At 66.3% G+C, this 23942-nt stretch carries 24 protein-coding genes, 1 tRNA gene and 1 pseudogene; 17 read left to right on the forward strand and 9 right to left on the reverse strand.

The genetic code is table 11. The features are described 5' to 3' along the window. Positions 1 to 14: 14 nt before the first annotated feature. From ABLE94_RS06265 to ABLE94_RS06275, 3 genes are read right to left on the reverse strand one after another with little or no spacing between them, the layout of a single operon-like run. Entirely contained in the window at positions 15 to 1085 is a 1071-nt protein-coding gene (locus tag ABLE94_RS06265; protein ID WP_348805267.1) for a sensor histidine kinase, read from the reverse strand. Beyond that, the gene (locus ABLE94_RS06270; protein ID WP_348805268.1) at positions 1082 to 1789 is read right to left on the reverse strand and encodes a response regulator transcription factor; all 708 of its coding nucleotides are present in this window, start codon (positions 1787 to 1789) and stop codon (positions 1082 to 1084) included. The genes ABLE94_RS06265 and ABLE94_RS06270 overlap by 4 nt, the downstream gene beginning before the upstream one ends. Before the next feature lie 13 nt (positions 1790 to 1802). Continuing rightward, the gene (locus tag ABLE94_RS06275) at positions 1803 to 3173 is read right to left on the reverse strand and encodes a hypothetical protein (RefSeq protein WP_348805269.1); all 1371 of its coding nucleotides are present in this window, start codon (positions 3171 to 3173) and stop codon (positions 1803 to 1805) included. Positions 3174 to 3317: 144 nt separating this feature from the next. On the opposite strand from ABLE94_RS06275, the gene ABLE94_RS06280 reads away from it, so the two are divergent. The 6 genes from ABLE94_RS06280 to ABLE94_RS06305 are packed head-to-tail and all read left to right on the forward strand — an operon-like array spanning position 3318 to position 8949. Then, positions 3318 to 3974 carry a glycosyltransferase family 2 protein gene (locus ABLE94_RS06280; protein ID WP_348805270.1) on the forward strand — a complete coding sequence of 219 codons (657 nt, stop codon included), beginning with the start codon at positions 3318 to 3320 and terminating at the stop codon, positions 3972 to 3974. Further along, the gene (locus ABLE94_RS06285; protein WP_348805271.1) at positions 3971 to 4672 is read left to right on the forward strand and encodes a TIGR04282 family arsenosugar biosynthesis glycosyltransferase; all 702 of its coding nucleotides are present in this window, start codon (positions 3971 to 3973) and stop codon (positions 4670 to 4672) included. The genes ABLE94_RS06280 and ABLE94_RS06285 overlap by 4 nt, the downstream gene beginning before the upstream one ends. After that, positions 4606 to 5346, forward strand: a complete 741-nt coding sequence (locus ABLE94_RS06290) for a methyltransferase domain-containing protein (RefSeq protein ID WP_348805272.1) — start codon at positions 4606 to 4608, stop codon at positions 5344 to 5346. Before ABLE94_RS06285 ends, ABLE94_RS06290 begins: the two co-directional genes overlap by 67 nt. Continuing rightward, positions 5343 to 6515 carry a molybdopterin-dependent oxidoreductase gene (locus tag ABLE94_RS06295; protein WP_348805273.1) on the forward strand — a complete coding sequence of 391 codons (1173 nt, stop codon included), beginning with the start codon at positions 5343 to 5345 and terminating at the stop codon, positions 6513 to 6515. The genes ABLE94_RS06290 and ABLE94_RS06295 overlap by 4 nt, the downstream gene beginning before the upstream one ends. Then, positions 6512 to 7894, forward strand: a complete 1383-nt coding sequence (locus ABLE94_RS06300) for an S-methyl-5'-thioadenosine phosphorylase (protein WP_348805274.1) — start codon at positions 6512 to 6514, stop codon at positions 7892 to 7894. The genes ABLE94_RS06295 and ABLE94_RS06300 overlap by 4 nt, the downstream gene beginning before the upstream one ends. Next, positions 7891 to 8949 (forward strand): NAD-dependent epimerase/dehydratase family protein, encoded by a 1059-nt coding sequence (locus tag ABLE94_RS06305; protein WP_348805275.1) that lies wholly within the window; start codon positions 7891 to 7893, stop codon positions 8947 to 8949. Before ABLE94_RS06300 ends, ABLE94_RS06305 begins: the two co-directional genes overlap by 4 nt. Positions 8950 to 9002: 53 nt before the next feature. On the opposite strand, the gene ABLE94_RS06310 is transcribed toward ABLE94_RS06305, so the two are convergent. Together ABLE94_RS06310 and ABLE94_RS06315 are read right to left on the reverse strand one after the other, a co-directional pair. Beyond that, positions 9003 to 10265 carry an MFS transporter gene (locus ABLE94_RS06310; protein ID WP_348805276.1) on the reverse strand — a complete coding sequence of 421 codons (1263 nt, stop codon included), beginning with the start codon at positions 10263 to 10265 and terminating at the stop codon, positions 9003 to 9005. Beyond that, complete coding sequence (locus ABLE94_RS06315) at positions 10262 to 10924, reverse strand: GntR family transcriptional regulator (RefSeq protein ID WP_348805277.1); 663 nt, start codon at positions 10922 to 10924, stop codon at positions 10262 to 10264. Before ABLE94_RS06315 ends, ABLE94_RS06310 begins: the two co-directional genes overlap by 4 nt. 280 nt (positions 10925 to 11204) lie before the next feature. Here ABLE94_RS06315 and ABLE94_RS06320 point away from each other — a divergent pair, with 280 nt between their 5' ends. Continuing rightward, positions 11205 to 12422, forward strand: a complete 1218-nt coding sequence (locus tag ABLE94_RS06320; protein ID WP_348808338.1) for an NAD(P)-dependent malic enzyme — start codon at positions 11205 to 11207, stop codon at positions 12420 to 12422. 90 nt (positions 12423 to 12512) lie between these two features. Here the strand turns inward: ABLE94_RS06320 and ABLE94_RS06325 are convergent, their stop codons facing one another. Then, positions 12513 to 13196 carry a 4a-hydroxytetrahydrobiopterin dehydratase gene (locus ABLE94_RS06325; RefSeq protein ID WP_059036365.1) on the reverse strand — a complete coding sequence of 228 codons (684 nt, stop codon included), beginning with the start codon at positions 13194 to 13196 and terminating at the stop codon, positions 12513 to 12515. A gap of 62 nt (positions 13197 to 13258) precedes the next feature. Here ABLE94_RS06325 and ABLE94_RS06330 point away from each other — a divergent pair, with 62 nt between their 5' ends. The 9 genes and pseudogenes from ABLE94_RS06330 to fabG all read left to right on the forward strand — a co-directional run bounded on the left by ABLE94_RS06330 (position 13259) and on the right by fabG (position 21660). Continuing rightward, positions 13259 to 13843: an ASCH domain-containing protein gene (locus ABLE94_RS06330; RefSeq protein WP_059036366.1), complete on the forward strand. Its 585-nt coding sequence runs from the start codon at positions 13259 to 13261 to the stop codon at positions 13841 to 13843. A gap of 7 nt (positions 13844 to 13850) precedes the next feature. Then, positions 13851 to 14267, forward strand: a pseudogene (locus ABLE94_RS06335) (helix-turn-helix domain-containing protein). A gap of 57 nt (positions 14268 to 14324) precedes the next feature. Beyond that, positions 14325 to 15005, forward strand: coding sequence for a TetR/AcrR family transcriptional regulator (locus ABLE94_RS06340; RefSeq protein ID WP_083533907.1), 681 nt, complete (start codon positions 14325 to 14327; stop codon positions 15003 to 15005). Positions 15006 to 15198: 193 nt separating this feature from the next. Continuing rightward, on the forward strand, positions 15199 to 16413 hold the full coding sequence (locus ABLE94_RS06345) for a beta-ketoacyl-[acyl-carrier-protein] synthase family protein (RefSeq protein ID WP_348808340.1): 1215 nt from the start codon (positions 15199 to 15201) through the stop codon (positions 16411 to 16413). A gap of 33 nt (positions 16414 to 16446) precedes the next feature. Next, positions 16447 to 18021, forward strand: coding sequence for a class I adenylate-forming enzyme family protein (locus ABLE94_RS06350; RefSeq protein ID WP_059036369.1), 1575 nt, complete (start codon positions 16447 to 16449; stop codon positions 18019 to 18021). Continuing rightward, entirely contained in the window at positions 18018 to 18833 is an 816-nt protein-coding gene (locus tag ABLE94_RS06355; RefSeq protein ID WP_348808341.1) for an enoyl-CoA hydratase/isomerase family protein, read from the forward strand. The genes ABLE94_RS06350 and ABLE94_RS06355 overlap by 4 nt, the downstream gene beginning before the upstream one ends. Positions 18834 to 18887: 54 nt before the next feature. Further along, positions 18888 to 20012 (forward strand): CaiB/BaiF CoA transferase family protein, encoded by a 1125-nt coding sequence (locus ABLE94_RS06360; protein ID WP_157079384.1) that lies wholly within the window; start codon positions 18888 to 18890, stop codon positions 20010 to 20012. A gap of 67 nt (positions 20013 to 20079) precedes the next feature. Next, the gene (locus tag ABLE94_RS06365; RefSeq protein WP_348808342.1) at positions 20080 to 20856 is read left to right on the forward strand and encodes an enoyl-CoA hydratase-related protein; all 777 of its coding nucleotides are present in this window, start codon (positions 20080 to 20082) and stop codon (positions 20854 to 20856) included. Between the two features lie 45 nt (positions 20857 to 20901). After that, the gene (gene fabG / locus ABLE94_RS06370; protein WP_348808343.1) at positions 20902 to 21660 is read left to right on the forward strand and encodes a 3-oxoacyl-ACP reductase FabG; all 759 of its coding nucleotides are present in this window, start codon (positions 20902 to 20904) and stop codon (positions 21658 to 21660) included. A 64-nt stretch (positions 21661 to 21724) separates the two neighbouring features. Here fabG and ABLE94_RS06375 read toward each other — a convergent pair whose 3' ends face one another. Then, on the reverse strand, positions 21725 to 22342 hold the full coding sequence (locus ABLE94_RS06375) for a 4a-hydroxytetrahydrobiopterin dehydratase (protein WP_348808344.1): 618 nt from the start codon (positions 22340 to 22342) through the stop codon (positions 21725 to 21727). 99 nt (positions 22343 to 22441) lie between these two features. Between ABLE94_RS06375 and ABLE94_RS06380 the strand changes: the two genes are divergently transcribed. After that, positions 22442 to 22514: transfer RNA gene (locus ABLE94_RS06380), tRNA-Thr, on the forward strand. An 80-nt stretch (positions 22515 to 22594) separates the two neighbouring features. Here the strand turns inward: ABLE94_RS06380 and ABLE94_RS06385 are convergent. Together ABLE94_RS06385 and ABLE94_RS06390 are read right to left on the reverse strand one after the other, a co-directional pair. Further along, positions 22595 to 22768 (reverse strand): site-specific integrase, encoded by a 174-nt coding sequence (locus ABLE94_RS06385; RefSeq protein WP_348808345.1) that lies wholly within the window; start codon positions 22766 to 22768, stop codon positions 22595 to 22597. After that, positions 22765 to 23742 carry a tyrosine-type recombinase/integrase gene (locus ABLE94_RS06390; protein ID WP_348808346.1) on the reverse strand — a complete coding sequence of 326 codons (978 nt, stop codon included), beginning with the start codon at positions 23740 to 23742 and terminating at the stop codon, positions 22765 to 22767. Before ABLE94_RS06390 ends, ABLE94_RS06385 begins: the two co-directional genes overlap by 4 nt. Between the last annotated feature and the right edge of the window lie 200 nt (positions 23743 to 23942).

A 23942-nucleotide genomic window follows, 5' to 3' on the forward strand; every position in this document is an offset into this window, starting at 1 on the left:
TGCCGCCGCCGTTCTCAGCCATCGTCGGAGGCCACGGCCAGCGGAATTCGCACTTCAAAGCGGGCCCCCGACGCGGTGTTCGACGCGGTGATCGACCCGTTCTGCGCATCGACGAGCCCACGCGCGATCGCCAGGCCCATTCCCGAGCCCGTGGGAACGGTCGCAGAGTGCCCCGGCGAGCGCGCCGCGCTGCCACCGCGATAGGCCATTTCGAAGATGCGGGGCAGATCGTCCTCGTCGATACCCGAACCCGAATCGTCGACGCGGCACCATCCGACGGCATGCTGCGCCTGCCCATCCGGCGCATCGGCAGCAGCCACCCCGGTGGCGATGCGGATACACCCACCCGGTGGGGTGTGCGCGAGCGCGTTGGTGACCAGGTTCGTCACCACGCGCGACATCGCCGGTGCGCTCCCGGTTACCCCCACTGCGTCATCCGGCGCCAGCACGTCCAGGGTGATCTGACCTCGTTCCGCGACCGAGCGCACCGACCCGACCACTTCGTCGATCACCTCTCGCAGGTCGATCTCCTCCATGTCCAGTTGAAGCGCATCGGCATTGATCGTCGACATCTCGAAGAGATCATCGACCATCGCCGACAACCGGTCGACGTCTCGTCCGATCTGCGTCGCGAATGCGACGGTGTCGTCGGCGCCGGTGACCACACCGTCGGTGAGGGACTCGGCGAGGATCTTGATGTCGGTGATCGGGGTGCGCAGGTCGTGACTGATCCACGCGATCAGGTCCCGGCGTGACTGATCGGCTGCTCTCTCCTGCTCCCGCATCTGTCGCTCCCATACCGTCCGGCGGGCTTGCAGCCTCCCCAACAACAGAACCGCGGGCACGGTCACCACCGCAACGGCCGCGAGAACCGTTGCGGTGCGGCGCAGATCGCCGGTGACCATCAACCCGCTCGTCGCGAAAACCCCGACGAAGGTGGCCACCAACGGGATCAGCGCCATCACGACAAGGCTCACGAGCAACGACATACGCCGTTGCCACCACAGCAGCGAAGAACCGGCGATCACCAGCGGCGCCGTCCAGACCAAGGCCACCACGAGAATCCGGAAGGTATCTGTGATCACGGGCTCGACTCGCGTGTCGATGCACTCGTCCACCGGTAGCCCCGACCCCACACGGTGTCGATATGCGCGGCCGGTCCCAGTTTCGTGCGAATCCGCTTGACGTGCACTGTCACCGTCGACTGATCGCCGAAAGTCCAACCCCACACCTTGTCCAACAACACTTCTCGGCTGAACACCTCGTCCGGGTGCGCCATCAGAAAGGCGATCAGATCGAACTCGCGTTTGGTCGTCGGCAGCGCCCGACCACCGACGGTGACCACCTGCGCGCGGGTATCGACGACCACATCGCCGTCGACCAACTCCGTGGCATCGTCGGCACCGACGCCGTCGGAGATCGCGCGGGTGGTGCGCCGGAGAACGGACTGCACACGCAGAATCAGTTCACGCGGGCTGAACGGCTTGGTGACGTAGTCATCGGCGCCCGACTCGAGGCCCAGGACGCGGTCGTCGGGAGAGCCGAGTGCGGTGAGCAGGATCAGTGGCAGGTCCGGGTGGGTACCGGATCGCGCCCGACGGCACACCTCGATCCCGTCGAGGTGCGGCATCATCACATCGAGCACGGCAAGGTCGACGGTTCCGCCCTCGATCTCGTCGATGGCGGCAGCTCCATCGCTCACCGCGACCACGTCCATTCCGGCGTGCCGCAGGTAGCGGCCGACCACATCGAGCACCACCCCGTCGTCGTCGGCGACGAGAATCCGCATCACGTACCGCCTTTCACCAGTAGGTGAGCACCAGATGGTTGACCAGCAGCGCCACGACCAGCTGCGCGCCGAGCCACCACCGCGCCGACCGTACGGGAAGCACTGCGGTCAGCGTCATCATCCACACCGTGAAGGGTAGCCAGATTCGTTCGGTCTCGGCCTTGCTGAGCGCGCTGACATCGGCGATCAGCAGCGCCATCAGCCCTGCCACGCCGAGCCACAACTCCGGCCGACGCAGCAGTGAGCGGTCGGCGGCGCGGCCCAGCGCGGCCACCGTCGCCGGTCCGACGGCGATCGCGGTGGCGGCCAGATTCGCCCACCCCCAATACGCGAAGGGACGTTGCGAGGCAATTCCCTGGTAGTACCGTTGCACCACCAGGTGGTAGCCATCCAGCCACCAGAACCCGCCGGCCCAGAACGCACCGACGACGATCAGGGCACCGATCACGGCCCACAGCAGAGGTTTCCACGCTCGCGCCGCCGCCGGCACCGCGATCGCCGGCACCGCGGCCAGGATCAGGCCGTAGTTGAGGAACAATCCGAAACCCAACACGAGTCCGGATGCCAGTCCCGCCGCCACCGCCCGGCCGCCCACGGTGGTCGCCGCGATCGCCAGCAACGCAATGCCCCACGCCGTCACACCCATGTAGTACCCGTCGGCGGATACGCCGACCCAGATCAGTCCGGGAAAGAACGCGAGGAACGGCGCACATCGGCGCGCGGTGTCCACCGCGCCGAGACGAACGAGTGTGATGATGACCGCGGCAAGCCCGGAGGTACCCACCACGATGCAGAAGAGTCCGGCCCATGCCCCGCCACCCAAGCCCAGACGGTCCAGGACGACGAACGTGAGCAGCGAACCCGGCGGGTGCCCGGACACATGCGTGGTCCACGAGTCGGGTTGAAAGTCGAGTATTCGTCCGGAGAATCCCGAGAGCATGGCACCTATGTCATGGATACCGGGAACCTCTGCCAGATACTCGTCGGGACGGGTCAGCCGACCGGCGATACCGCGCTGCCATCCGTCGATCATCGCGAGACTCAGAGTCCACAACGCACCGAACAACCACGTCCACAGCGCCAGCGGCAGTGCCGGTTGGCGATGGAGAAACCGCGGGATCACCGTCACGGCCAGCAGCGCCAGAACCAATGAGGTGACAGTGCCCGGACCGACATGCGGTTCCCACCGGCCGAACAGTGGTGCCGCCAGCGCAAATATCCTGCTGCGCAACCGATCACCCAGAATGAAGGGCGCGGCGACAGCAACGGCGACGAGGAGCAGCCCCACCGCGACAGCGATCGCCGCCCGACGCGCCGGCCACCGCGAATCCTTACCGGCCGCAGCATCAGATCCCCGGATCCGTTGATCTACAGAGCTGTTCACTGTTGCGACCGTAATACCGCGGAGGCACACCACCACCGATGGGATGCGGATGTCATTGTTTCGTAAGACACCGGAACCGAGGGTCACACTTTGGTAAGCGGCCGTGACCTGGTGAACGAGGAATGTCGTTCATACGCTTGACCCGTGCTGTCATCAGAGGTCACCGTCATCATTCCGTGCCACAACGAAGAGGCGTCACTCCCCTATGTGTTACAGGGCATTCCCGACCGATTTCAGGCACTGGTCGTGGACAACGGCTCCACCGATCAGACGGCGCTCATCGGGCGGGCACTCGGGGCTCACGTGATCCACGAGCCTCGCCTGGGCTACGGGTCGGCGGTCCACGCCGGGATCGTCGCCGCGCAGACACCGATCGTGTGCACCATCGACGGCGACGGCTCACTCGACCCGGAGGATCTGACACTGCTGCTCGCCGCCCTCGACGACGGCGCCGATCTGGCGGTCGGTAGGCGCAGGCCGACCGAGCGCGGTGTACTACCGTGGCACGCGCAAGCCGGGACCACCCTCGCCGCGTGGCGGTTGCGTCACCGCTTCGGCATCTGTGTCCGCGATATCGGACCGATGCGAGCATCTCGCCGAGATACGTTGCTGAGCTTGCTAATCGGAGATCGTCGTTCGGGATACCCGGTCGAGTTGCTCCGCCGGGCCGCGGACCGGGGACTGTACGTGTCCGAGGTCGACGTCACCTACCGGCCCAGATTCGGCGGTCGGTCTAAGGTCTCGGGTTCGGTGACCGGCTCATTGCGTGCCGGCCGTGACTTCCTGGCGGCGCTGTCGTGAACACTGACACCCGGCCGGAATCGGCCATTCTGATAGTGGCCAAGGCACCGGTTCCCGGCCTGGCCAAGACCCGGTTGGCCCCGGTGTTCGGCGATGACGGGGCAGCCGAATTGGCCGCGGCCGCTTTGCTGGACACGCTGCACGCAGCTCGCGGCGTGACCGGCACGCGGGTGCTTGTCGCGTGGCATGGGGAGATCGGTGCGGCCAGACGGCACACCGAGATCGCCACCGAACTCCGCGGGTGCGAGGTATTCACCCAATCCGGCACGAGCTTTGCCGATCGGCTGGTGCACGCTCACCATACGGCGGCCACCATGGGCGTCCGCCGGGTTCTCCAGATCGGCATGGACACACCGCAACTCGACTCCGATACGCTCTCCGAGGCGATGTGCATGGTCAACTCGACACCCGAGAAGACCTGCCTGCTGGGTCCGGCCGCCGACGGCGGCTGGTGGGGCCTGGGATTGCCCGACCTGTCGAGCGCACGCTGCCTGCGCGGGGTGCCGATGTCGCGGCCCGACACCGCCGAACGTACCATCGAGGCACTGTGCGGAGTTGGCTGCAGGGTTGAACTCCTTGCCTGTGCGCACGACGTGGATCTCCCTTCCGATGTCCATGTGGTTGCTCAAACATGCTCACCGACAAGCCACTTCGCGAGGTCGGCGGCTGCCACACGCACTCCGGCGAGGTGCCGGTGACCGCCCCCGGCGACACCGCTGATCGCACCGCAGACCTCGGCGATCACATCGGATTCGAGCACACCTGGACCAGCGTGGCATGTGTCCTGAGGGGTCATGACGGAAGCCGGAGCCAACTGCCCATGTCACGGTGGCGGGGAACATCCCGGGACTCCGAGGACCTGGCGTTCGACCACGAGGTGGTGTCCCGTTGTACGGGACCCACCATCGACCTGGGATGCGGACCGGGACGCCTGGTACAGGCATTGGTCACCACCGGAACAGCGGCACTCGGAGTCGACGCCGCACACGCGGCTGTCGCGGTCGCACGCGAACGGGGGGTACCGGTACTGCAGCGCAACATCTTTGACCGCTTACCCGGCGAGGGGCGCTGGGCGAACGCCCTGTTGATCGACGGCAACATCGGTATCGGAGGCGACCCGGCCCGACTCCTGGGACGGGTCGCGACCCTGCTTCGACCCGAGGGTATCGCACTCATCGAGGTCGATCCCGACGTGCCGCACCGCAGAACCGACTTCGTCCGCACCGAGAGCGCCGAGCACACCGGGCCCTGGTTTCGGTGGACCAGGGTCGGTCCCGACGGACTGTCAGATCTGTTACCGCAGTACGGAATGCGAGCAGGTGAGATGATAGCGGTCGGCGAGCGCCGAATCCTCGAGGTGATGACGCGGTGAGTGAGGCGCCGGAGGTCACCGCCGGCCGGGTGCCGATCACCGCCGAGGAACCTCCTGTCACCACCGTCCGGGTTGGTCTCGCACTGGGTATCGCCTTCACCATCTGCTTCGTCACCGGGGTGATCAGTCACCTCATTCAGCACCCGCCGACCTGGTTCTCGTGGCCGGCGCATCCGGTGTGGTTGTACCGGGTCACACAGGGGCTTCACGTCCTGTCCGGAATCACCGCGATCCCGCTGCTGCTCGTCAAACTCGCGATCGTGTACCGAAAGTTGTTCGAACGCCCCCTGATAGGTTCGCCCGTCCGGATGGCCGAACGACTGAGCATCGCTGTGCTCGTCGCCTCCGGAGTGTTCGAGTTGGTGACCGGGCTGATGAACACCGCCCATTGGTATCCGTGGAAGTTCTTCTTTCCTGCCGCCCATCACGCGGTTGCCTACGTCGCAATCGGGGCCGTCGCCATCCACATCGCCGTCAAACTGCCGGTGATCCGGGCGGCTCTCGGTGAGCACACCGAGATCGCCGACGGGACACCAGATTCGGAGAAGACCGACACCGCGCCCGCCGACAAGGACCCGGGCCCCACCCGGCGGACGGTCCTGACGGCCACGGTCATCGGTGTCGGAGTTGCGTTTGTCGCCTTTGCCGGGGCGACCATCACGCCCTTGCGGCGGCTGGCATTTCTGTCACCGCGATCCGGTGACGGTCCCCAGGGTGTGCCGATCAATCGCACGGCCGAAACCGCCGGGGTCAGTACCAAGGCGGTCGCACCCGACTACCGGCTCACCATCGCGGCCGGAGCGGTGTCGCGTTCGCTGGCCCTGTCCCAACTCAAGGCGCTACCCCAACGGCGGGTGCGCCTGCCGATCGCCTGCGTGGAGGGGTGGAGTGCATCCGCCGAATGGTCGGGAATCCGACTGAGCGAGTTGCTCACCAGCGTGGGCGCCGTCCCGGGAACGGGTGCACGGATGGTCTCACTGGAACGCGGGTCCTATGCCGTCACCGACATCCCGGCCACACATGCCTGGGACGACCTGACGCTCATCGCCCTCACCATCAATGGCGACCAACTGTCACTCGATCACGGATACCCGGCACGACTGATCGCCCCGAATCTGCCCGGCGTCATGCAGACCAAATGGCTGGAGCGGATCGAGGTACTGTCGTGACCGCTCCGAGCGCGCGGGGCCACCGCGGGGTGTCGGTGACGCTGATCGTGCGGTCGCTGCTGATATCGGCCGGCATCGCGAGCATCGCCTATGGCATCTCACTGGCTCTGCGCTTCGTTCACCCGGCCGACTGGCGGTCGCTGGTCACCTGGCTCGCCGGCGGGGTGATCGTCCACGACGGTGTCATTGCTCCGTTGTGGTTGGCGGTCTGGTGGGCCATTCGGCGGTCGCGGCGAACCATCACAGCAGCCGTCCCGATCGCGACCGGCGTGGCATTCACCGCAATCCTGCTGCTCCTGTCCGTTCCGGTCCTGGCCCCGCGACCATCTGGGCAGTATCCCGCCGACAATCCCACCCTGCTCGACCGGCCATATGCGCTCAACCTGTCGATCGCCATCGGCATCGTCTGGATCATCCTGGCGTTGTGGATCTTTCGTCGAACCTCGCGTTCCCGGCTCACACCCGAACAGCGGTACCCGCATCAACCTCACCAACCCGATCAAGGAGAACAGATGAGCACCACACCGCCGGCCGTCGGAATCCTCGGCGGAACCGGATTCTACGACTTCCTCGCCGACGACCCCGATGCCCTTGCCCATGACATCGATACTCCCTTCGGCAGGCCGTCGGCACCCCCTGTGGTGGGCACCGTCGCCGGGCGGCGCGTGGTGTTCATTCCCCGCCACGGACGGCACCACGAATGGCTGCCGCACGAGGTGCCCTACCGCGCCAATCTCTGGGCACTGCGCTCTCTCGGTGTACGCGTGATCATCTCTGCGACAGCGGTCGGGTCACTGACGCCGCACTACGGACCCGGCACGTTGGTGGTGCCCGACCAGCTCATCGACCGCACCAGTTCCCGGCCCGCCACTTTTGTCGATCACGCGGCAGGGCTGAAATTCCATCCGCCCATCCATATCTCGTTCGCAGACCCGTACTGCCCACGAGTCCGTGAGTCGCTGATGAGCTCGGCCGAGGAAACCCACGACGGCGGGACCATGATCGTCATCGATGGTCCGCGGTTCTCGACTCGTGCCGAATCCCGGATGTATGCGACGTGGGGTGCCGATCTCATCAACATGACCGGACAGCCGGAGGCAACATTGGCCCGGGAGCTCGGACTATGTTATGCCGCTTTGTGTTTGGTCACAGATCTCGATGCCGGGGTTGCTCCCGGACAGGGTGTGGAGGCAGCGGAGGTCTTCGCCGAGTTCGCCCGCAACCTCCCGCGGTTGACCGATTCGGTACGCCATGCGGTGAGGGCGGTCGATCCCGCCGAGGAGTGCTCCTGCACACCCACCGACCACGACGTCGACGCCATGGTTGCAGCGATCACCCGGTCGCACGACGACTCGCCGGCTGTGCAGGTTGTCCGGTGAGCCGGGTTCTGGTGACCGGAGCCGCGGGCTTCATCGGCTCCCGGGTGGTCGCGGCACTGCACCGCCGTGGCCACGACGTCGTCGGAGTCGACGCCATGGTGCCCAGCGCGCATGCGCCGGGCACACAGCCACCACCCGGGGTCGCGGTGATCGACATCGCCGACGCGGATGCCCTGTCGCCACTGTTGGACGGCGTCGACGTCGTTTCGCACCAGGCAGCCCTGGTCGGTATGGGTCACGGATTCCTCGACGCCCCGGCATTCGCCCGGCACAATGATCTCGGCACCGCCGGCCTCCTCGCGACGATGGCCGAATCCGGGGTGGGGACACTGGTGTTGGCGTCGTCGATGGTGGTGTACGGCAACGGATCACACCTCACCAGCTCCGGTGAGGCGATGTCGGAGCCAGCGCCCCGGCGGACCGATGACCTGACGCGCGGCCAGTTCGAGCACGTCGGACCCGATGGTTGTCCGACCCAGTGGGCACCGACCTCCGAGGACGCGCCGTTGATTCCCCACAATCACTACGCGGCCAGCAAAGCGGCTCAGGAACACTACGTCCGGGCGTGGGCGTCCTGCGTCGGCGGATCTGCCATCGCACTGCGTTATCACAATGTGTACGGTCCGAATATGCCTCGCGACACCCCCTATGCCGGGGTCGCATCAATCTTTCGCTCCGCGCTCGCGGCCGGGCGTGCCCCGACAGTCTTCGAGGACGGTGGCCAGACCCGCGACTTCGTCCACGTCGACGACGTCGCCGAGGCGAACGCACTCGCCGTGGAGGCCGCCCTCGGCAACGCATCCGGCTCCTATCTGCCCCTCAACATCGCCTCGGGGCATCCGATCACCATCGGCGAGGTGGCACACACGCTCTCGGAGTGCGTGCCCGGGCCGCAGCCGAGTATCAACTGCGAGTTTCGAGTCGGAGATGTGCGGCATGTGGTCGCCGATCCGGCTCGCGCCGCGCAGATCCTCGGATTCCGGGCACGTATCGCCCCGTCAGAAGGGTTGCGCGCGTTCGCCACCGAACCGCTGCGAGTGGCAGCGACGACGTGATTGTGAGCCGCACGACGCCACGGCGAATCCAGACCGACCACACGCGAGCGGCATCAGCGACCTGCCCGACCGGTGGTGTTGCGATGCCCGATAATCACCACCGCCAGGCACAGAAGTGCCGCACCGATCCCGACGATGAACATGTCGGTGTAGGTGATGGTGTCGAAGGTCTCTGAAATCGCGGCGAGTACGGCCGGCACCGCGAACCCCAGATACGTGACCCCGTAGAACACCGCGGTCAATCCGGCGAGATCACTACGGCCGGAGGGATTCTGCGCGCCGTAGGCACCCGCGATGCGCTGCACCTCCAGCAGTCCGGCGATCATCGCCATGCCGTAGCCGCAGCCCAGCACCGTCGCAGCGACCAGCGATAGCCACACCGTCAGGACGTGAGCAGCCAAGGCCGCCAACACCATTCCGACCGCGAGGACCACCAGCGCACTGACCACGCCACGCACGCCGTCGGGGTCGTCGATGCGGCGACCCAACGATTGGATGCCGAAACCCGCGGCGAGGCCGAGCACACAGCACAACGCCGCGAAGGCGATCGGCGCTCCCGCGGTGCGCGCGGACATCAGCGCCGGAATGACCGCATAGGCCGACGCGCACGCCCCGAACACCCACGGCGCCACCGGGAGCACGACGAGCAGGAAGCGGCGATGTCCGGCCGACGGGATCTTCAGGTCGTCGAACAGTCGCCCCGGGTCCGTCTGCCGCGCAACCGTTTCCGGGACTCGCAGGATCAGCACGGCGGCGATCGCGGCGATCGTGATGTTGACGGCGTAGGCGAGGACATGCGGCCATGGCGCCCACTGGGCCAGCGCTCCGGCCACCCCGGCGCCGATGCCGAAGCCGGCGGTCAGGCTCATCGCGGCGCGCCGTGCCCCCGCGGCCGCCTTGTCGCCGCCCCGGATGCTCAGCTCGGTGATCCAGCTGCCGCCGACGGCCATCGACAATCCCAGTGCCACACCGCTGCACACGCGTCCGATCGACAGCAGCACGACCGAATGCGCACCGAGCGCCAGGAGCACCGACCCGAGTGCGGCGAAGATCGGCGCCGGCATCATCAGGGGCCGTCGGCCGAACCGGTCCGAGAGCGGGCCGCCGATCAGCAGGGCCGGCACGATGCCCAGCACGTAGAGGAACAGCAGGGCGTCGACCATGACGGCGGAGAACTCGCCGCTCTGCCGGTACATCACCAGCAGCGGGGTGAACTCGTTGCCGCCCCAGGCCGAGGCGAACACGGCCAGGGCGACCGCGGGCCACGCAGGGCGGCGGGTCGTCGTCGACGACGGGGATTCGGTGGTGAGGGTCATCGGTCACCTCCGGTCCGGGTGTGCGCGGCACCGACGTTGTGGACGGCGTCGAGGTGTCTGGCCAATGCGGCGTCGAAGCCGTCGGTGTCGCGCTGCGCGATGAGTTCGAGGAGTTCGGCGTGATCGGCGAGGATGCGCGCAGCGATGCGCGGATCACGGTGGACGCTGGCGGTCGTCATCCGGCGATGACGTTCGCCGAGTCCGGTGAAGAAGCCGGCGAGCAACTCGTTGTCGCCGGCGGCGACGATGAGTTGATGGAACTGTGCGTCGATCCGCGCGAAATCGGCGATGTCGTCGGCGGGCACGAGACGATGCCGGTCGAGATTGTCACGCAGATCCACGGCCAGCGCCGCCGCCGTCGCATCACCCACGGCCCGCACCGCGTGGCCCTCGAGCAATCGGCGGGCGTCGACGACGTCGCGCGCCTCACGCTCGGTCACCGGCAGCACCAGGGCACCGCGTTTGGGGTAGAGACGCATCCAGCCCTCGGCCTGCAGCCGCAGGAAGGCCTCCCGCACCGGAGTGCGGCTGACCTCGCAGCGGCCAGCGACCTCGCCCTCGGAGATCAGCTCACCGCCGGCGATCTCATTGGTCAGGATGAGCTCCTTGACCTCGCCGTACACCCGGTCGGCGGCCGACGGCGCGTTCGCATGCAACATAGACACAAGATGGATGCTAGCGGCGGACCGGGCGGAACGGCCACCCCGGTGTTGCCGGGAACACAACATCGGGACCACTGTGACCGCATCGTAGAGCGCGGGTGAGACACTTGCGAGCAATCCGCGTGGCGCCTGACCAGGCATGCGATGCGGATGCAACGTGCGACGGCTGACGGCATACCCCCCGCGCTGGCGCCGAGCACGACCACGCCGCGACGCGTCAACGCCGACACGTCGCGCAGAACAGGTGACGCTGAGCCCGTCGCCCGACCAGGAGGAAATGCCCGTGACGAGTACGGACGACAACACCACAACACGACCCGGCGAGCCCACCATCGCCGACGCCCCCATCACCGACGACGAGATCTTTCTGGCCCATGCCGGCGGCAAACTGACCGTGGAACTGCGCTCCCCCATCGAGACCAAGCGCGACCTGTCCATCGCCTACACGCCCGGAGTGGCCCAGGTGTCACGAGCCATCGACGCCGAGGCCGACCTGGTCAACCGCTACACCTGGACCGACCGCCTCGTCGCCGTCGTGAGCGACGGATCGGCCGTCCTCGGCCTCGGCGACATCGGCCCGCGCGCGTCACTGCCGGTGATGGAGGGCAAGTCGGCACTGTTCCGCACCTTCGCCGGCCTCAACTCGATCCCGCTCGTGCTCGACACCAAGGACCCCGACGAGATCGTCGAGACCCTCGTCCGGCTGCGCCCGAGCTTCGGCGCGGTCAACCTCGAGGACATCTCCGCGCCGCGCTGTTTCGAGATCGAACGCCGCGTGATCGAGGCCCTCGACTGCCCGGTCATGCACGACGATCAGCACGGCACGGCCATCGTCGTGCTCGCCGCGCTCAAGGGTGCCGCGCGGTTGCTGCATCACGGCCTGACCGATCTGCGTGTGGTGATCTCCGGTGCCGGTGCCGCAGGGGTCGCGTGCGCCAACATCCTGCTGGCCGCGGGCGTCGCCGACGTGGTGGTGCTCGACTCCAAGGGCATCGTCTCCGTCGGCCGCGACGGCCTCAACGAGTTCAAGGAAGACCTCGCCCAGCGGACCAATCCGCGCGGTCTGGTCGGCGGGGCGGCCGAGGCGTTGGCCGGCGCCGACGTGTTCATCGGCGTCTCGGCGGGGCAGATCGACGAGGCGTTCATCGCCTCGATGAACGACAACGCGATCGTCTTCGCCCTGTCCAACCCGGACCCGGAGATCCACCCGGAGGTCGCGGCCAAGCACGCCGCCGTCGTCGCCACCGGACGCAGCGACTTCCCGAATCAGATCAACAACGTCCTTGCCTTCCCCGGCGTGTTCAAGGGTGCCCTCGACGCCGGTGCGCGCCGCATCACCGAAAGCATGAAGATCGCTGCGGCAGAAGCGATCCTGTCGGTGGTCGCCGACGATCTCGCCGTCGACAAGATCGTCCCGAGCCCGCTGGATCACCGGGTCGCACCGGCCGTGGCCGCCGCCGTGGCCGCGGCTGCGCATGCCGAAGGGATCTGCTGAGCGGGCACCTGCCGCGATGACCACAAACGTCCCCGTGAGCCGCTCTCACCGCAATAATCCCGAGTCGGCCGCCCACGGGGACGTTTGCAGTCATTCGGTCTGGGCACCCTCCCGCTCCTGCCAGGTACACAGACAGATCTCGTTGCCCTCGGCGTCGGCGAGCACCCAGAACTCGGGGGCGTGCTCGTCGGTGACCAGTCGACCGCCGGCGTCGAGGGCCGCGGCCATCCGGTCGGCGACCACGTCGTGCGGCAACCAGAGGTCGACGTGCATCCGGCTGCGTTGTGACCGTGGGGAATCCATCTGCTGAAACCACACCGGTGGGAGCAGTCCGTCGGGGTCTGTGAGGTCGGCGAGGGTGTGCTCGGGGTCGTCGCGGTAGCCGAGCACCGCACGCCAGAATGGACGGATCGCCTCGAGGTCGAGGGCGTCGATCGCGAGGTCGAACCGGGCGGGCGGCGCGGCGAGTGGCGACAAGTCCATCTCGGCGGCGATGTCGGCGATGGCACCGGCCAACGCGACGTCGGCCGCGGTGATCCGATGTGAACTGTGCGTACTCAACGTGAGATGCACTGAGCCGTAATGCAGATCAATGTCGGGGTGATGATTCGCCGCCTCGGCCGCGTCGATGATGCGGGCGACGAATCGACCACCGGTCACCATGTTCGACGTGGCGTAGGCCGCCTGCAGGGCGTCCCCGATGACGCGCCACGGATCGGCGACGGCGGCGGTGACCTCGGCGGCGGTGAGGGGTGTGCGTGGGGTTTCGGTCATGACCCGACGATACGACCCGCAATCGCGTGTGACGCGCGGATATCGCTACTATCCTGGGCGCCATGCTGATACCGGCACGGCTGACGGGACGCATCGTCGACGGCGAGGTGGATCTGGCCTTTCGACGATGGACGTCGCCGCGCGTCGCAGCGGGTTCGCGGTTCATCAGCAACGAGATCGTCGTCGAGGTGACCTCGGTCGAGGAGATCACCCTCGCCGACATCACCGACGACGACGCCCGCCGTGCCGGTTTCGATTCCGTGGCCGATGCCGGTAAGGCGTTGCGTCGCAACGAAGCTCCCGTCTTCCGGATCGGACTGAGATATGCCGGACCGGACCTCCGCATCGCACTGCGTAACGACGCCACGCTCTCCGACGACGACCTCACCGACCTGCAACGACGACTCGATCGCCTCGACGCCCACTCCACGCACGGCCCGTGGACGCGAGAAGTGTTGTCCCTCATCGGCCGTCGTCCCGCGGTGGTCTCCACCGAGTTGGCCGCCGAGATCGGACGACCACGGCCCGAGTTCAAGCTCGACGTCCGGAAACTCAAGAAGCTCGGGCTGACCCACAGCCTCGACGTCGGATACGAATTGTCGCCGCGGGGCGCGGAGTTCCTCCGCCGCGACGCGCAGGACTCATAATCGATCCATGCCCTCGCGTCCGCCTGCGCGTCACCTGCTCCGTGCGAAGGAACTGGTCGACACCCGATTCGCCGAACCACGCGGCGGATGAAACGAGCCGCGGCGATGCTGCGCGGCACCGACCGCAGCGTCGCCGACATCTGCGCGACGGTCGGATTGACCAGCGTCGGGTCGTTCACCACCGGTATTCGGTCGGGCCTTCGGCACATCTCCCACCGAACACCGAGAGTCGTTCCCACCCGCAGCCACCTACGCTCGCCTCCCGGCGTGCGTACCGCGCGTCTACGGCCGGCCGGCGGCGACCTCGCGAACCGAGGGCATTGCGCAGACCAACACGGCACACGAGAAGCAGACCCACGCCGTCGGTGCTGCGGCCCGCGCCGAGGGTTTGGCCGCAACATGCGGAGTGATCGACTCGGTGTGACGGCAAGCGCGAGCGCTCACCGAGTCGACCACCGCAGTCCGGTATCGTGAGCCGACGATGTCCAGCGATGTGACCAGCCCCGATGATCGACCTGCAAAGAGTGTCGATCAACTCAGCGAGAAGGGGCGCCGCACACGCGATCGACTGCTCGATGCAGCTCGCGTCGTCTTCGAGCGCGACGGATTCATCGATTCCCGGGTTGCCGACATCGTCAAAGAAGCCGGCGCCGCATACGGCACCTTTTACACCTATTTCCCCTCCAAAGAGGCAGCCTTTCTGGCAGTGATCGAGACCCAGCAGGATGCGATCAAAGAAGCTGCCCGTCAACACGAGGCCGGAGTCGAGCGCCTCAACGCCCGCGATGTGGTCGAGGCCTCCAACCGCGCCTACCTCGAGGGCTACGGCAAACATTGGCGCCTGATGGAAGCGTGGTCGGTGGCCGCCGCTGTTGATCCCGAGATCGGCGGGCTACTCGAGGAGCTGATTCACTTCAACATCGAGCGAACCGAACGCTCACTGTTGCGGCTCCAGCAGCGCGGCGACATCTCGACAGACATCGATCCCCACTACGCCGCGCGCGCTCTCAACGCCATGGTGATGCAGTTCTCCATCCGTATCTTCCGCGACAACCCAGAGGGTGTCGACATCGACACCGCGGTACGCACCATCACCAACATCTGGTGTCAGGGCATTGGGCTCGGCGAGGATGCCCCGGCGTTCGACGCCACACACCCCTGACCGAGATTCACCCCGCGCTCCCCCACCGATAACCACCGCCGCGCCCTGGTGCTCCAGCCGACCGCCCGGGGCTTGTCTGCGCCCGCATCCGCGTCCACATCCGCAGACTTGATATTGACATCAATGTCATATTCTCGCTAGATTTCATGTGCCCGCCGTCACATAGCGGTGGCACTGGCGAGAGGACTCCGACATGACAACCGTCGCGATCACCGGACAGGGCGTGATCTCCAGCCTCGGCCTGACCATCCCCGACTTCTGCGCCGGTCTGGACAAAGCCACCGTGGCAGTCGAAGCCACGCCATGGTCGGCAGAGACCGGAGGTCATCTCTACTACTCCCCGGTCACCGGATTCGACCCGACTCACTGGCTCGATGAACGCACCGAACGCGGCAGCGACAGATTCGCCCAGTACGCCGTGGCCGCCGCCGCCGAGGCCGTCGCAGATTGCGGGATCGGCCAGCTCGACCCACTTCGCACCGCCGTGGTCATGGGTACCTCGATGGCGGGAGCAGCAACTCTCGCCGGAGCCCAAGAGGCTTATGACGCAGGCGGTTACGGCTCGGTACCCAAAAAGCTACAGATGATGGCGTGGCCCAACATGGCGGCCGGACACATCGCGCTGCGCTGGAATCTTCATGGCCCGTTGCTGACGATCTCAACCGCATGCGCATCGTCGCTGGACGCGATCGGTATTGCCGCACGCATGATCGCCAGCGGCCAGGCCGATGTGGCGATCGCCGGCGGAACCGACAACGGTGGCGTCAAGATCAGCAGCCTCGGCGCCGCCCGGTACGGCATGTCACCCACCGACATCGACAACCCGCACGAGATCTGCCGCCCATTCGACCGTAATCGCAAGGGGGTCATGGGAGGCGACGGTGCGGGCGTAGTGATCCTCGAGCGCGCCGAACACGCCCGCGCTCGCGGTGCCCGCATCGACGGAATCGTCCGCGGTTATGGTTCGCTGTCCGACGGCTATCACCCCTCCTCCCCCGATCCGTCTGCGCGCTGGGAAATAGCGGCAATGCAGGCGGCCCAAACCGATGCCGGGCTCCACCCCGGCGAGATCGGCGCGGTCGTGGCACACGGCACTGGAACGCCCGTCGGCGACACCGCCGAGATCTTGGCCATCAACACCGTTTTCGGCGAGTCAGTGTGTGCCACATCCATCAAAGGTCATGTCGGACATACGGCCGGGGCAGCCGGAGTGATGGGCGTCATCACCGGTCTGCACACCCTCGCGACCCGAGCCCTCCCGCCGACCGCCTCGACCACCGATCTCGAACCCGACATCCAGTTTCGTGTTCCGCTCGGCTCCCCGGGCTCAGTCGATCTCGACGCCTTTCAGGTGAATGCCTTCGGCTTCGCCGGCCAAAACGCCTCGCTGGTCATCAGCCGAGACTGAAGAACTCGGCGACACCCACCGAAAGGACCACTCATGCCCGGATTTGCGTTCACCGACAACCTCGGCGCGATCACCGACTTCGGACTCCACTTCCGCCCCGACGAGCCGGCACTGATCCAACACGACCGTACCTTCACCTATCGTGAACTCGACGAGCGAATCAATCGGGTGGCGTGCGGGCTTCTCGCCGCCGGGATTCACGCCGGCGACCGAGTACTCATCTTGTGGGAGAACGATATCCGGTTTGTCGAGGCCACCTTGGGAACAATCCGTGCCGGTGCCGTTGCCGTCCCGGTGAATCCCAACCTCACCGAAGCGATGCACCGAATGCATCTCAACGACAGCGGCGCCGTCGCCGTCCTTGCCGGCACCACCGCCGCAGCCCACGCCGCATGTTTTGCCGACGATGAACGCGTAATACTGGCGGTCACGGCGGATGGATCTCAATCACACATGGTCGAACACGAGGCATGGCTGGCGTCGTCGCCGGCCCAGCGACCCGAGATGAGTTCACACCCTGAGGAACTGGCCTGGGCGCCCTACACCTCCGGGACCACCGGCACCCCCAAAGGTGTCAAACTTGCCCACCAGATGCTGTTGCGCGATGCCCAACTACTCAGTCAGAACTGCTATCTCAATCCCTCGGATCGAGTCGTCCTGGCAGCCCCGCTGTTCCATATGAACGCCGCAGCATGTGGGATTCTGCCGATGCTCTTTGTCGGCGGTTCTGTGTATATCCTGCCCTCCTTCGAGCCCGCTACCGTGCTGCGCACCTTTGCCGAACAGCGAGCCACTTACTCGTTGGGGGTTCCGGCGATGTTCAAACTCATGTTGTCCCAGCCTGATTCGGAACTCGCACGCGACTACAGCGCCTTGCGATTGATCTGCTGCGGCTCGGCTCCGATGCCACCGAGCCTGATCGACCGGCTCACCGAGGTCTTCCCCAATGCGCGTTTCGTGGAGGGCTATGGGCTCACCGAATGTGGCCCTGCCGCGACGATGAACCCCCTCATCGGTCCTCGCCGAAACGGAAGCATCGGCCGGCCACTGCCTGGATTCGAGGCCCGGATCGTCGACTACGACGGGGAAGAGGTAGCCCCCGGCAACACCGGCGAACTGTGGTTGCGCAGCCCGCTGTGTACCACGCTGGGTTACCTGGGACGGCCCGATGAGGATGCCCGTAAACGCAAGGCCGACGGCTGGTTCGCCACCGGCGACCTGGCCGTGAGTGATGAAGACGGCTGGCTCTACTTTCGGGGGCGCGCCGATGATCGCATGAATGTCGGTGGCGAAAACGTGTATCCGGCCGAGGTCGAGGCGATCCTGACCCGGCATCCACAGGTACGCGATGTCGCGGTTGTCGCCCTGCCTCATGACACCAAAGGGCAGGTGCCAGTTGCCTTCATCGTTCGTGAGACCGGGTCCGACCTGGATGAGGCGAGCCTCCGCGAGTTCTTCTTTACCGAAGGTCCTGCATACGCGCACCCGCGGCGGATTCACTTTCTCGACTCACTACCGTTGTCGCCCACCGGCAAGACGGACCGCCGCTCACTGACACGACAAGCCAGGGACACCACACCGGCCGAGATCTCCGGAGGACCACGATGACCCAACCCCTCGTATCCAACCCGTCGACCGATATCGTCGTCGACGATTGGGAACCGGGCATTCGCCGGATCACCATCAACCGAGCTCCTCTGCGCAATGCCTACCGAACCCAGACTGCTATCGAAATAACTTCGGCAATAGCGCAATTCACCGCCGATGACACCGCACGGGTACTCATCATCACCGGTGCGGGCGGGGCCTTCTGTGCCGGCGGGGATCTCACAAGCACGTATGAGACCGAGCACGCCGCGGCCGTCGAGTTCGGGCATGGGGTGGTGATTCGAGAAGGTATGCACTCGGTGATCCGAGCCCTGGCGATCTGCGAGAAGCCGGTCATCGCCATGATCAGCGGCCCTGCAGTTGCCGGCGGTCTGGCCCTGGCGCTGGCGTGCGATATCCGCATCGCCGATGCCACCGCCCGACTCGGCGACACCTCCGGCCGCGTGGGCCTGCTCCCCGATGAGGGGGGAGCATGGTTGTTCAGTCACGCCATGGGCACCGACCAGGCACTAAAGATGCTGTGGGGCAACGAGATCTACGATGCACAACAGGCACTCGAGCTGGGGTTGCTCACCGAGGTCGTCGACGACGCCGCGAGCGCCACCCTCGCACTCGCCCGCAAGTTCGCGGCAACCGCACCACTGACTACCCGAATCGTCAAGCGGTTGGTGCGCAACGCCGGCGTGCAGACTCTTGATCAATCGCTGCGCGAAGCCGAGTATGCCGTGGAGATCATCAATCACACCGCCGACGTGGCCGAGGGCATCAGTGCCTTTGTCGGCAAACGTACTCCCAAGTTCAGTGGGCGCTGAGAGATGAGCACCGACGTACCGCCGACAATTGATGAGACTCGATACGCCGCCCCCATGACAGGACCACTATCCGGGGTATCGATCCTCGACATGTCTCGACTGGCACCCGGCCCCTATGCGACGATGCTGCTCGCCGATCTCGGCGCCGAGGTGACCGTCGTGGGCGGCGGTCGGGCAGGGCTACCACTGGATGCGGTGTCCCGGGGCAAGCGGTTTATCTCGTTGGATCTCAAATCTACTGCTGGCCAACAGGCATTGCATCGGCTGGCCGCCGAATCCGATGTCTTTGTCGAGAGCTTTCGCCCCGGTGTCGCCGCAAGACTCGGGGCAGGCTATGACGATCTGCGCGGTATCAGACCCGACCTGATCTACTGTTCCCTGACCGGATACGGCCAGGACGGACCAATGCGGAACGCGGCCGGCCACGACATCAATTACCTTGCGATGAGCGGAATGTTGGCAATGTTGGGGCCCACCGATGGTCCGCCGAGCATCCCACTGAACCTGGTGGCAGACTTCGCCGGAGGCTCTCTCGTGGCGGCAATGGCCATCGTTGCCGCGCTCTTCGAGCGCACCCGCTCCGGGGCCGGCCAATACCTCGATGTGGCGATGGTGGACGGGGCAGTGTCGCTGATGTCCATGCACCGCCAGATGTGGGGAACCTCGGCCGCCCCCAGCCGCGGGGAGAGCGTATTAGCCGGAGCCGCACCGTTTTACCGGTGTTATGAAACCTCCGACGGCCGATACATGGCCGTCGGCGCGCTGGAACCGCAATTCTTTGCAGCACTGTGGTCAACGCTCGGGCTCGGTGCGGTGCCACCCCAGTATCCACGCACCGCCTGGCCGCGGATCGCGGCCGACCTCACCGCGGTATTCGCCTCGCGCACCCGTGCGGAATGGACCGAGGTCTTCGCCGGAGTGGATGCTTGTGTCTCCCCGGTCCTCGACCCCGACGAGGTGTCCGCCGATTCTCATATCCGGTACCGGCACAGCTTCACCTATGACTCTGCTGCTCCGGCGATCCCCCGGCTCTCGCGTACTCCCGTGCGAGCCGGTGCCACTGATCGCACCGACCAGACTGAGGCTGTGTTGTCGGGAGCAGGCATGACAGCAGAACAGATCTCGGCCGCGCACGACACCACCGAACCGACCGGGCTGACCGGCTGGCCGGATATGTGAAGCCCCGCCATGTCTACGCCACCGATCACGCGCCGTCTGCGGCGCCCCAACTCATCAGGAGACAGTAATGAACGAAGTGACGCTCGCCAGGAGCGGCGCAATCGCCACGGTGACCCTCAACCGTCCCGAGGCGATGAACGCGATGAACGACGCCCTCCTCGACCAGCTCGTGGAAACCCTTGAGTCGCTGGACGGCGACGAGTCAACCCGGGTCGTCGTCATCCGCGGGGCAGGCCGCGCCTTCTGCGCGGGTGGTGATCTCACCGTTGATCACACCGGGCTCACCCCTGCGGTGGCCGAAAGCCGTCTGCGCGCGCACGTCCGGGCGGCAGAGATCCTGCGCGCAGGTCACATGGTGAGTATCGCTGCGGTCGACGGCGCGGCCGCAGGTGCGGGCTTTGCACTCGCCGCCGCGTGCGATCTCCGGGTGATCTCCGAATCGGCGGTCTTTCGCGCCGCATTTCTCACCGCGGCCATGAGCGGTGACTTCGGGTTGTCATGGTCGTTGACCCGACTCATCGGGTCGGCCCGCGCCCATGAAGTCTTGTTGCTCAACGAGAGAATCACCGCCGCTCGGGCCGTCGAGATCGGCCTGGCATCGCAGAGCGTCGTCGCCGCAGAGTTCGAGTCGCACCTCGACGCCATGGCCCAGCGATTGGCCGCCGGCCCGCCTCTTGCCCTCGCCGCGATCAAAGCCAACCTCAATGACGCCACAGAACTCTCCTTCACCGAATGCCTTCGCACAGAATGCCGTCGACATGTGGCGACCGGCCTCAGCGCCGATGCCACCGAGGCCGGCCACGCATTCTCGGAGAAGCGTCAACCCCGGTTCGTCGGCCGCTGACGAGCCCGCAACTACACCTCCACCACTCAATGATCAGGAGAATCCATGTCTGAAAACACTTCTCAGGTGGCCATGGTCACCGGAGCCGCCCGCGGCATCGGAGCAGCAGTAGCCGCCCGCCTACTCGCCGACGGCATGGCTGTGGCACTGCTCGACAACGATGCCTCCGAACTCGAGCCAACCGCCAAAAGGCTGTCGAATAAGGGCACGGTGCACCACGTGGTGACCGACGTCCGCGATCCCGATGCCGTTGCCGCAGCAGTGGAATCGACGAAGCAGACCCTTGGGGACCCCACCGTCCTGGTCAACGATGCCGGATACATCCGCGATAACCTCTTTCACAAGATGACACTGCAGGATTGGGATGAGGTGATGAACGTGCATTTGCGCGCGGCCTTCATCACGACTCAGGCGGTTCAGCCGTTCATGGCGGCCGCCGGCACCGGCCGCATCGTCAACATCTCCTCGGTCGCCGCGCTGGGCAATCGTGGACAGAGCAACTACAGCGCAGCCAAGGCCGGTATCCAAGGGTTCACCAGGACGCTGGCCGTCGAGTTGGGTCGATTCGGGATCACCGCGAATGCCATCGCTCCCGGCTTTGTCGACACGGCGATGACCCGAGCGACTGCCGCACGCATGCGGATGGAGTTCGATGATCTCGTGGCCACGGCGTCCACGCAGATCCCGCTCGGTCGGGTCGGCCAGCCCGAGGATATTGCTGGAGTCGCCTCCTTCTTGGCCGGGCCGGATTCGGCCTATGTCACTGGCCAGGTCATCTACGCCACCGGCGGGCCCACGGTCTGACCTGAACACATCGGTTTCGAGGGCGATCCGGTCTTGCCAGATTCATAGGCGTATCTCGTTACCCTCAACGTCGGCCAGCACCCACGCATTCGGGCGCAAACTCGTCGCTCACGAGGTGCCCACCGGCCGCGATCACAGCAGCCATCAAAGGCGACCGCATCATGGGAAACCCCATGGGCCGACGTGGGTGCGGCTGCGTTGCGGTTGCTCGGTGTCCATCTGTTGAAACCACACCGTCGGCAGGATGCCGTCGGGGTCCTCGAGATCGGCCATGGTGTTCGGGCTCGTCACGTAGGCCGGCGCCGCCCGCCAGAAGGGTGCGAGCGGCGATGTCGAGTGCGGCGATGTCGATGTCGACGCGCCCGAACGGGGCAGGGGTGCCGGCAAGCGTGAGCTCGGCGGCGATCGCCGCGATCGTAGTGGCTGGGGCGACGTCGGCCCTGGTGGTGCTGCGATTGCTGTGCGTGCTCAGACGGATGTGCACCGCGCCGTATCGCAGGTCGATGTCGGGATGGCGATCGGCCCGCTCGGAGGCATCGATGATGCGGACGACAAAGGTGCCACCGGTGACCATGTTCCCGGTGCGGAATGACGCATGAGCGGCGTCGGCCATCACGCGCCAGGGGTCGCCGAGCTGCTCAGTGGCTTCGGCAGCGGTTACCGGGCTACGTGGAGCGGTCACGATCCGACGATACGACCTTGCATCGCCGACCGAGGCCCGGCCTGTTTTGGCTCCCCGAAGCCCACTCGCTACACTCGTGGGCGCTGCCTCGCGCAGCACGCCGCCCTAGCTCAGTCGGTAGAGCAATTCACTCGTAATGAATAGGTCAGGGGTTCGATTCCCCTGGGCGGCTCGGATAAGGCCAGGTAGATCGGGTTATCGGACTCGGTCGCCTGGCCTTAGTCGTTTCCAGGGCACGAATACGGCACGGAATCAGGCCAATCGGTCGAGTATGTGCCGAGTGTCGGGAGCGTCGACAGCGCGCTCGACGTAGTGCCGTTCGGTGACCGCTGTGCCCGAGTGACCGAGCTGGATCGACGCCGCGCCGACGCCGAGTTCCCGCTCGACCATCGTGCCGACGGTCTTGCGGAAGCTGTGCGGCTTCACCCACCCGTAGTCGTCGCGCGTGCTTTCCGCCAGGCGGTCCGGACGTTGGCCGGCCATCGAGGCGCGCCTGTCCGCGTCGGGAAGATCAGCCCCTCGGCCGAGGGGATACCGCGGTCACGTTGGCGTCTGAGCGCCTCGACGGCGAACTGGGGAAGTATGACGGTCCGCCGACCGGCGTCGGTCTTCGTCCGGTCCTGTCGATAGCAGCCGCGGCCCTTGCTTGTCACTACGGTGCCGGCGATCGTTGCTGCGACGCGGTCGGCGTCGAGGTCGGTGCGGTCCTGCCAGCGGAGCGCCAGCACTTCTCCGATTCGGGCGCCGGTGCCGAGCATGACGTCGACGATCTCGACGAGGTCGTGCGTCCGGCGCGGCCCGAGGCGTTGCTCTTCCTGCCACGCGCGGATCCGCCGGCGCAACTCCTGGACGTCGTCGACGGTGAGGGCCTTCGGTTTCGCCCGGGACGTCGGCGGTCGGTACGCGTCGGTCACGGGATTGTGCGGGACGCAGTCGTACCGGGCCGCGAGCGCGAACGCCTGGCGCAGGACGACGCGCGCGTCTCGCTGGCCCGAAGGTGTCGGGATCGCGCGGAGGAACCGGTCGATCTGGCCGACAGTCGATTCGCGGAGTGTCACGGCGCCGAGGCCCGGCTTGATGAACTTCTCGACCGCCCGTTCGTAGTACTCGACAGTGGATTGTGAGCGGTCCGAGTTGCGGACGTCTCCCATCCACCGGTCGAGGAGGTCGGCGACGGTGCTGTCGGCCGTGAGGTCGTCGCCGCCCGCCGCGCGATGACGCTCGCGGATCGCATCTTTCAGCGCCGCTTCGGCTTTCGCTCCGGTCGTACCGTGGGCCTTCACCTGACGGGTGACCCCGTCGAAGTCGCGGTAGCGGGCTCGCGCCATCCAACGCCCGTCGCCGAGCTGGCTGCGCGTGATCTTGCCGTAGGTGCCGATCCCGAGGCGCGGCCTACCCACCGTCGTCACCGTTCATCTGCTCCTCAGACATCCCCCAGTAGAACGGATAGGTCGCTTGCCTCATCGAGCGCTCGACGATCAGCGACGGCAGCTGGTGCGCGATCTGTGGATAGCGGTCGGCGGTGTCGTGCTGACACTTGGGACAGCTCCTCGCGCTGGCATAGCGCACCTCGCCCCCTCGCAGAGCGCTCACCACAGGC

It is taken from the genome of Gordonia sp. VNK1, from assembly GCF_040049135.1.
GTDB lineage: Bacteria > Actinomycetota > Actinomycetes > Mycobacteriales > Mycobacteriaceae > Gordonia > Gordonia oleivorans.

Bases quoted from the DNA above. Each gene is read 5' to 3' on its own strand.
- ABLE94_RS06320 (WP_348808338.1), top strand. From the start codon at position 11,205: ATGCCCGTGACGAGTACGGACGACAACACCACAACACGACCCGGCGAG.
- ABLE94_RS06355 (WP_348808341.1), top strand. From the start codon at position 18,018: ATGACCCAACCCCTCGTATCCAACCCGTCGACCGATATCGTCGTCGAC.
- fabG (WP_348808343.1), top strand. From the start codon at position 20,902: ATGTCTGAAAACACTTCTCAGGTGGCCATGGTCACCGGAGCCGCCCGC.
- ABLE94_RS06310 (WP_348805276.1), bottom strand. From the start codon at position 10,265: ATGACCCTCACCACCGAATCCCCGTCGTCGACGACGACCCGCCGCCCT.
- ABLE94_RS06290 (WP_348805272.1), top strand. From the start codon at position 4,606: ATGCTCACCGACAAGCCACTTCGCGAGGTCGGCGGCTGCCACACGCAC.
- ABLE94_RS06345 (WP_348808340.1), top strand. From the start codon at position 15,199: ATGACAACCGTCGCGATCACCGGACAGGGCGTGATCTCCAGCCTCGGC.
- ABLE94_RS06270 (WP_348805268.1), bottom strand. From the start codon at position 1,789: ATGCGGATTCTCGTCGCCGACGACGACGGGGTGGTGCTCGATGTGGTC.
- ABLE94_RS06360 (WP_157079384.1), top strand. From the start codon at position 18,888: ATGACAGGACCACTATCCGGGGTATCGATCCTCGACATGTCTCGACTG.
- ABLE94_RS06315 (WP_348805277.1), bottom strand. From the start codon at position 10,924: ATGTTGCATGCGAACGCGCCGTCGGCCGCCGACCGGGTGTACGGCGAG.
- ABLE94_RS06365 (WP_348808342.1), top strand. From the start codon at position 20,080: ATGAACGAAGTGACGCTCGCCAGGAGCGGCGCAATCGCCACGGTGACC.
- ABLE94_RS06325 (WP_059036365.1), bottom strand. From the start codon at position 13,196: ATGACCGAAACCCCACGCACACCCCTCACCGCCGCCGAGGTCACCGCC.
- ABLE94_RS06340 (WP_083533907.1), top strand. From the start codon at position 14,325: ATGTCCAGCGATGTGACCAGCCCCGATGATCGACCTGCAAAGAGTGTC.
- ABLE94_RS06350 (WP_059036369.1), top strand. From the start codon at position 16,447: ATGCCCGGATTTGCGTTCACCGACAACCTCGGCGCGATCACCGACTTC.
- ABLE94_RS06330 (WP_059036366.1), top strand. From the start codon at position 13,259: ATGCTGATACCGGCACGGCTGACGGGACGCATCGTCGACGGCGAGGTG.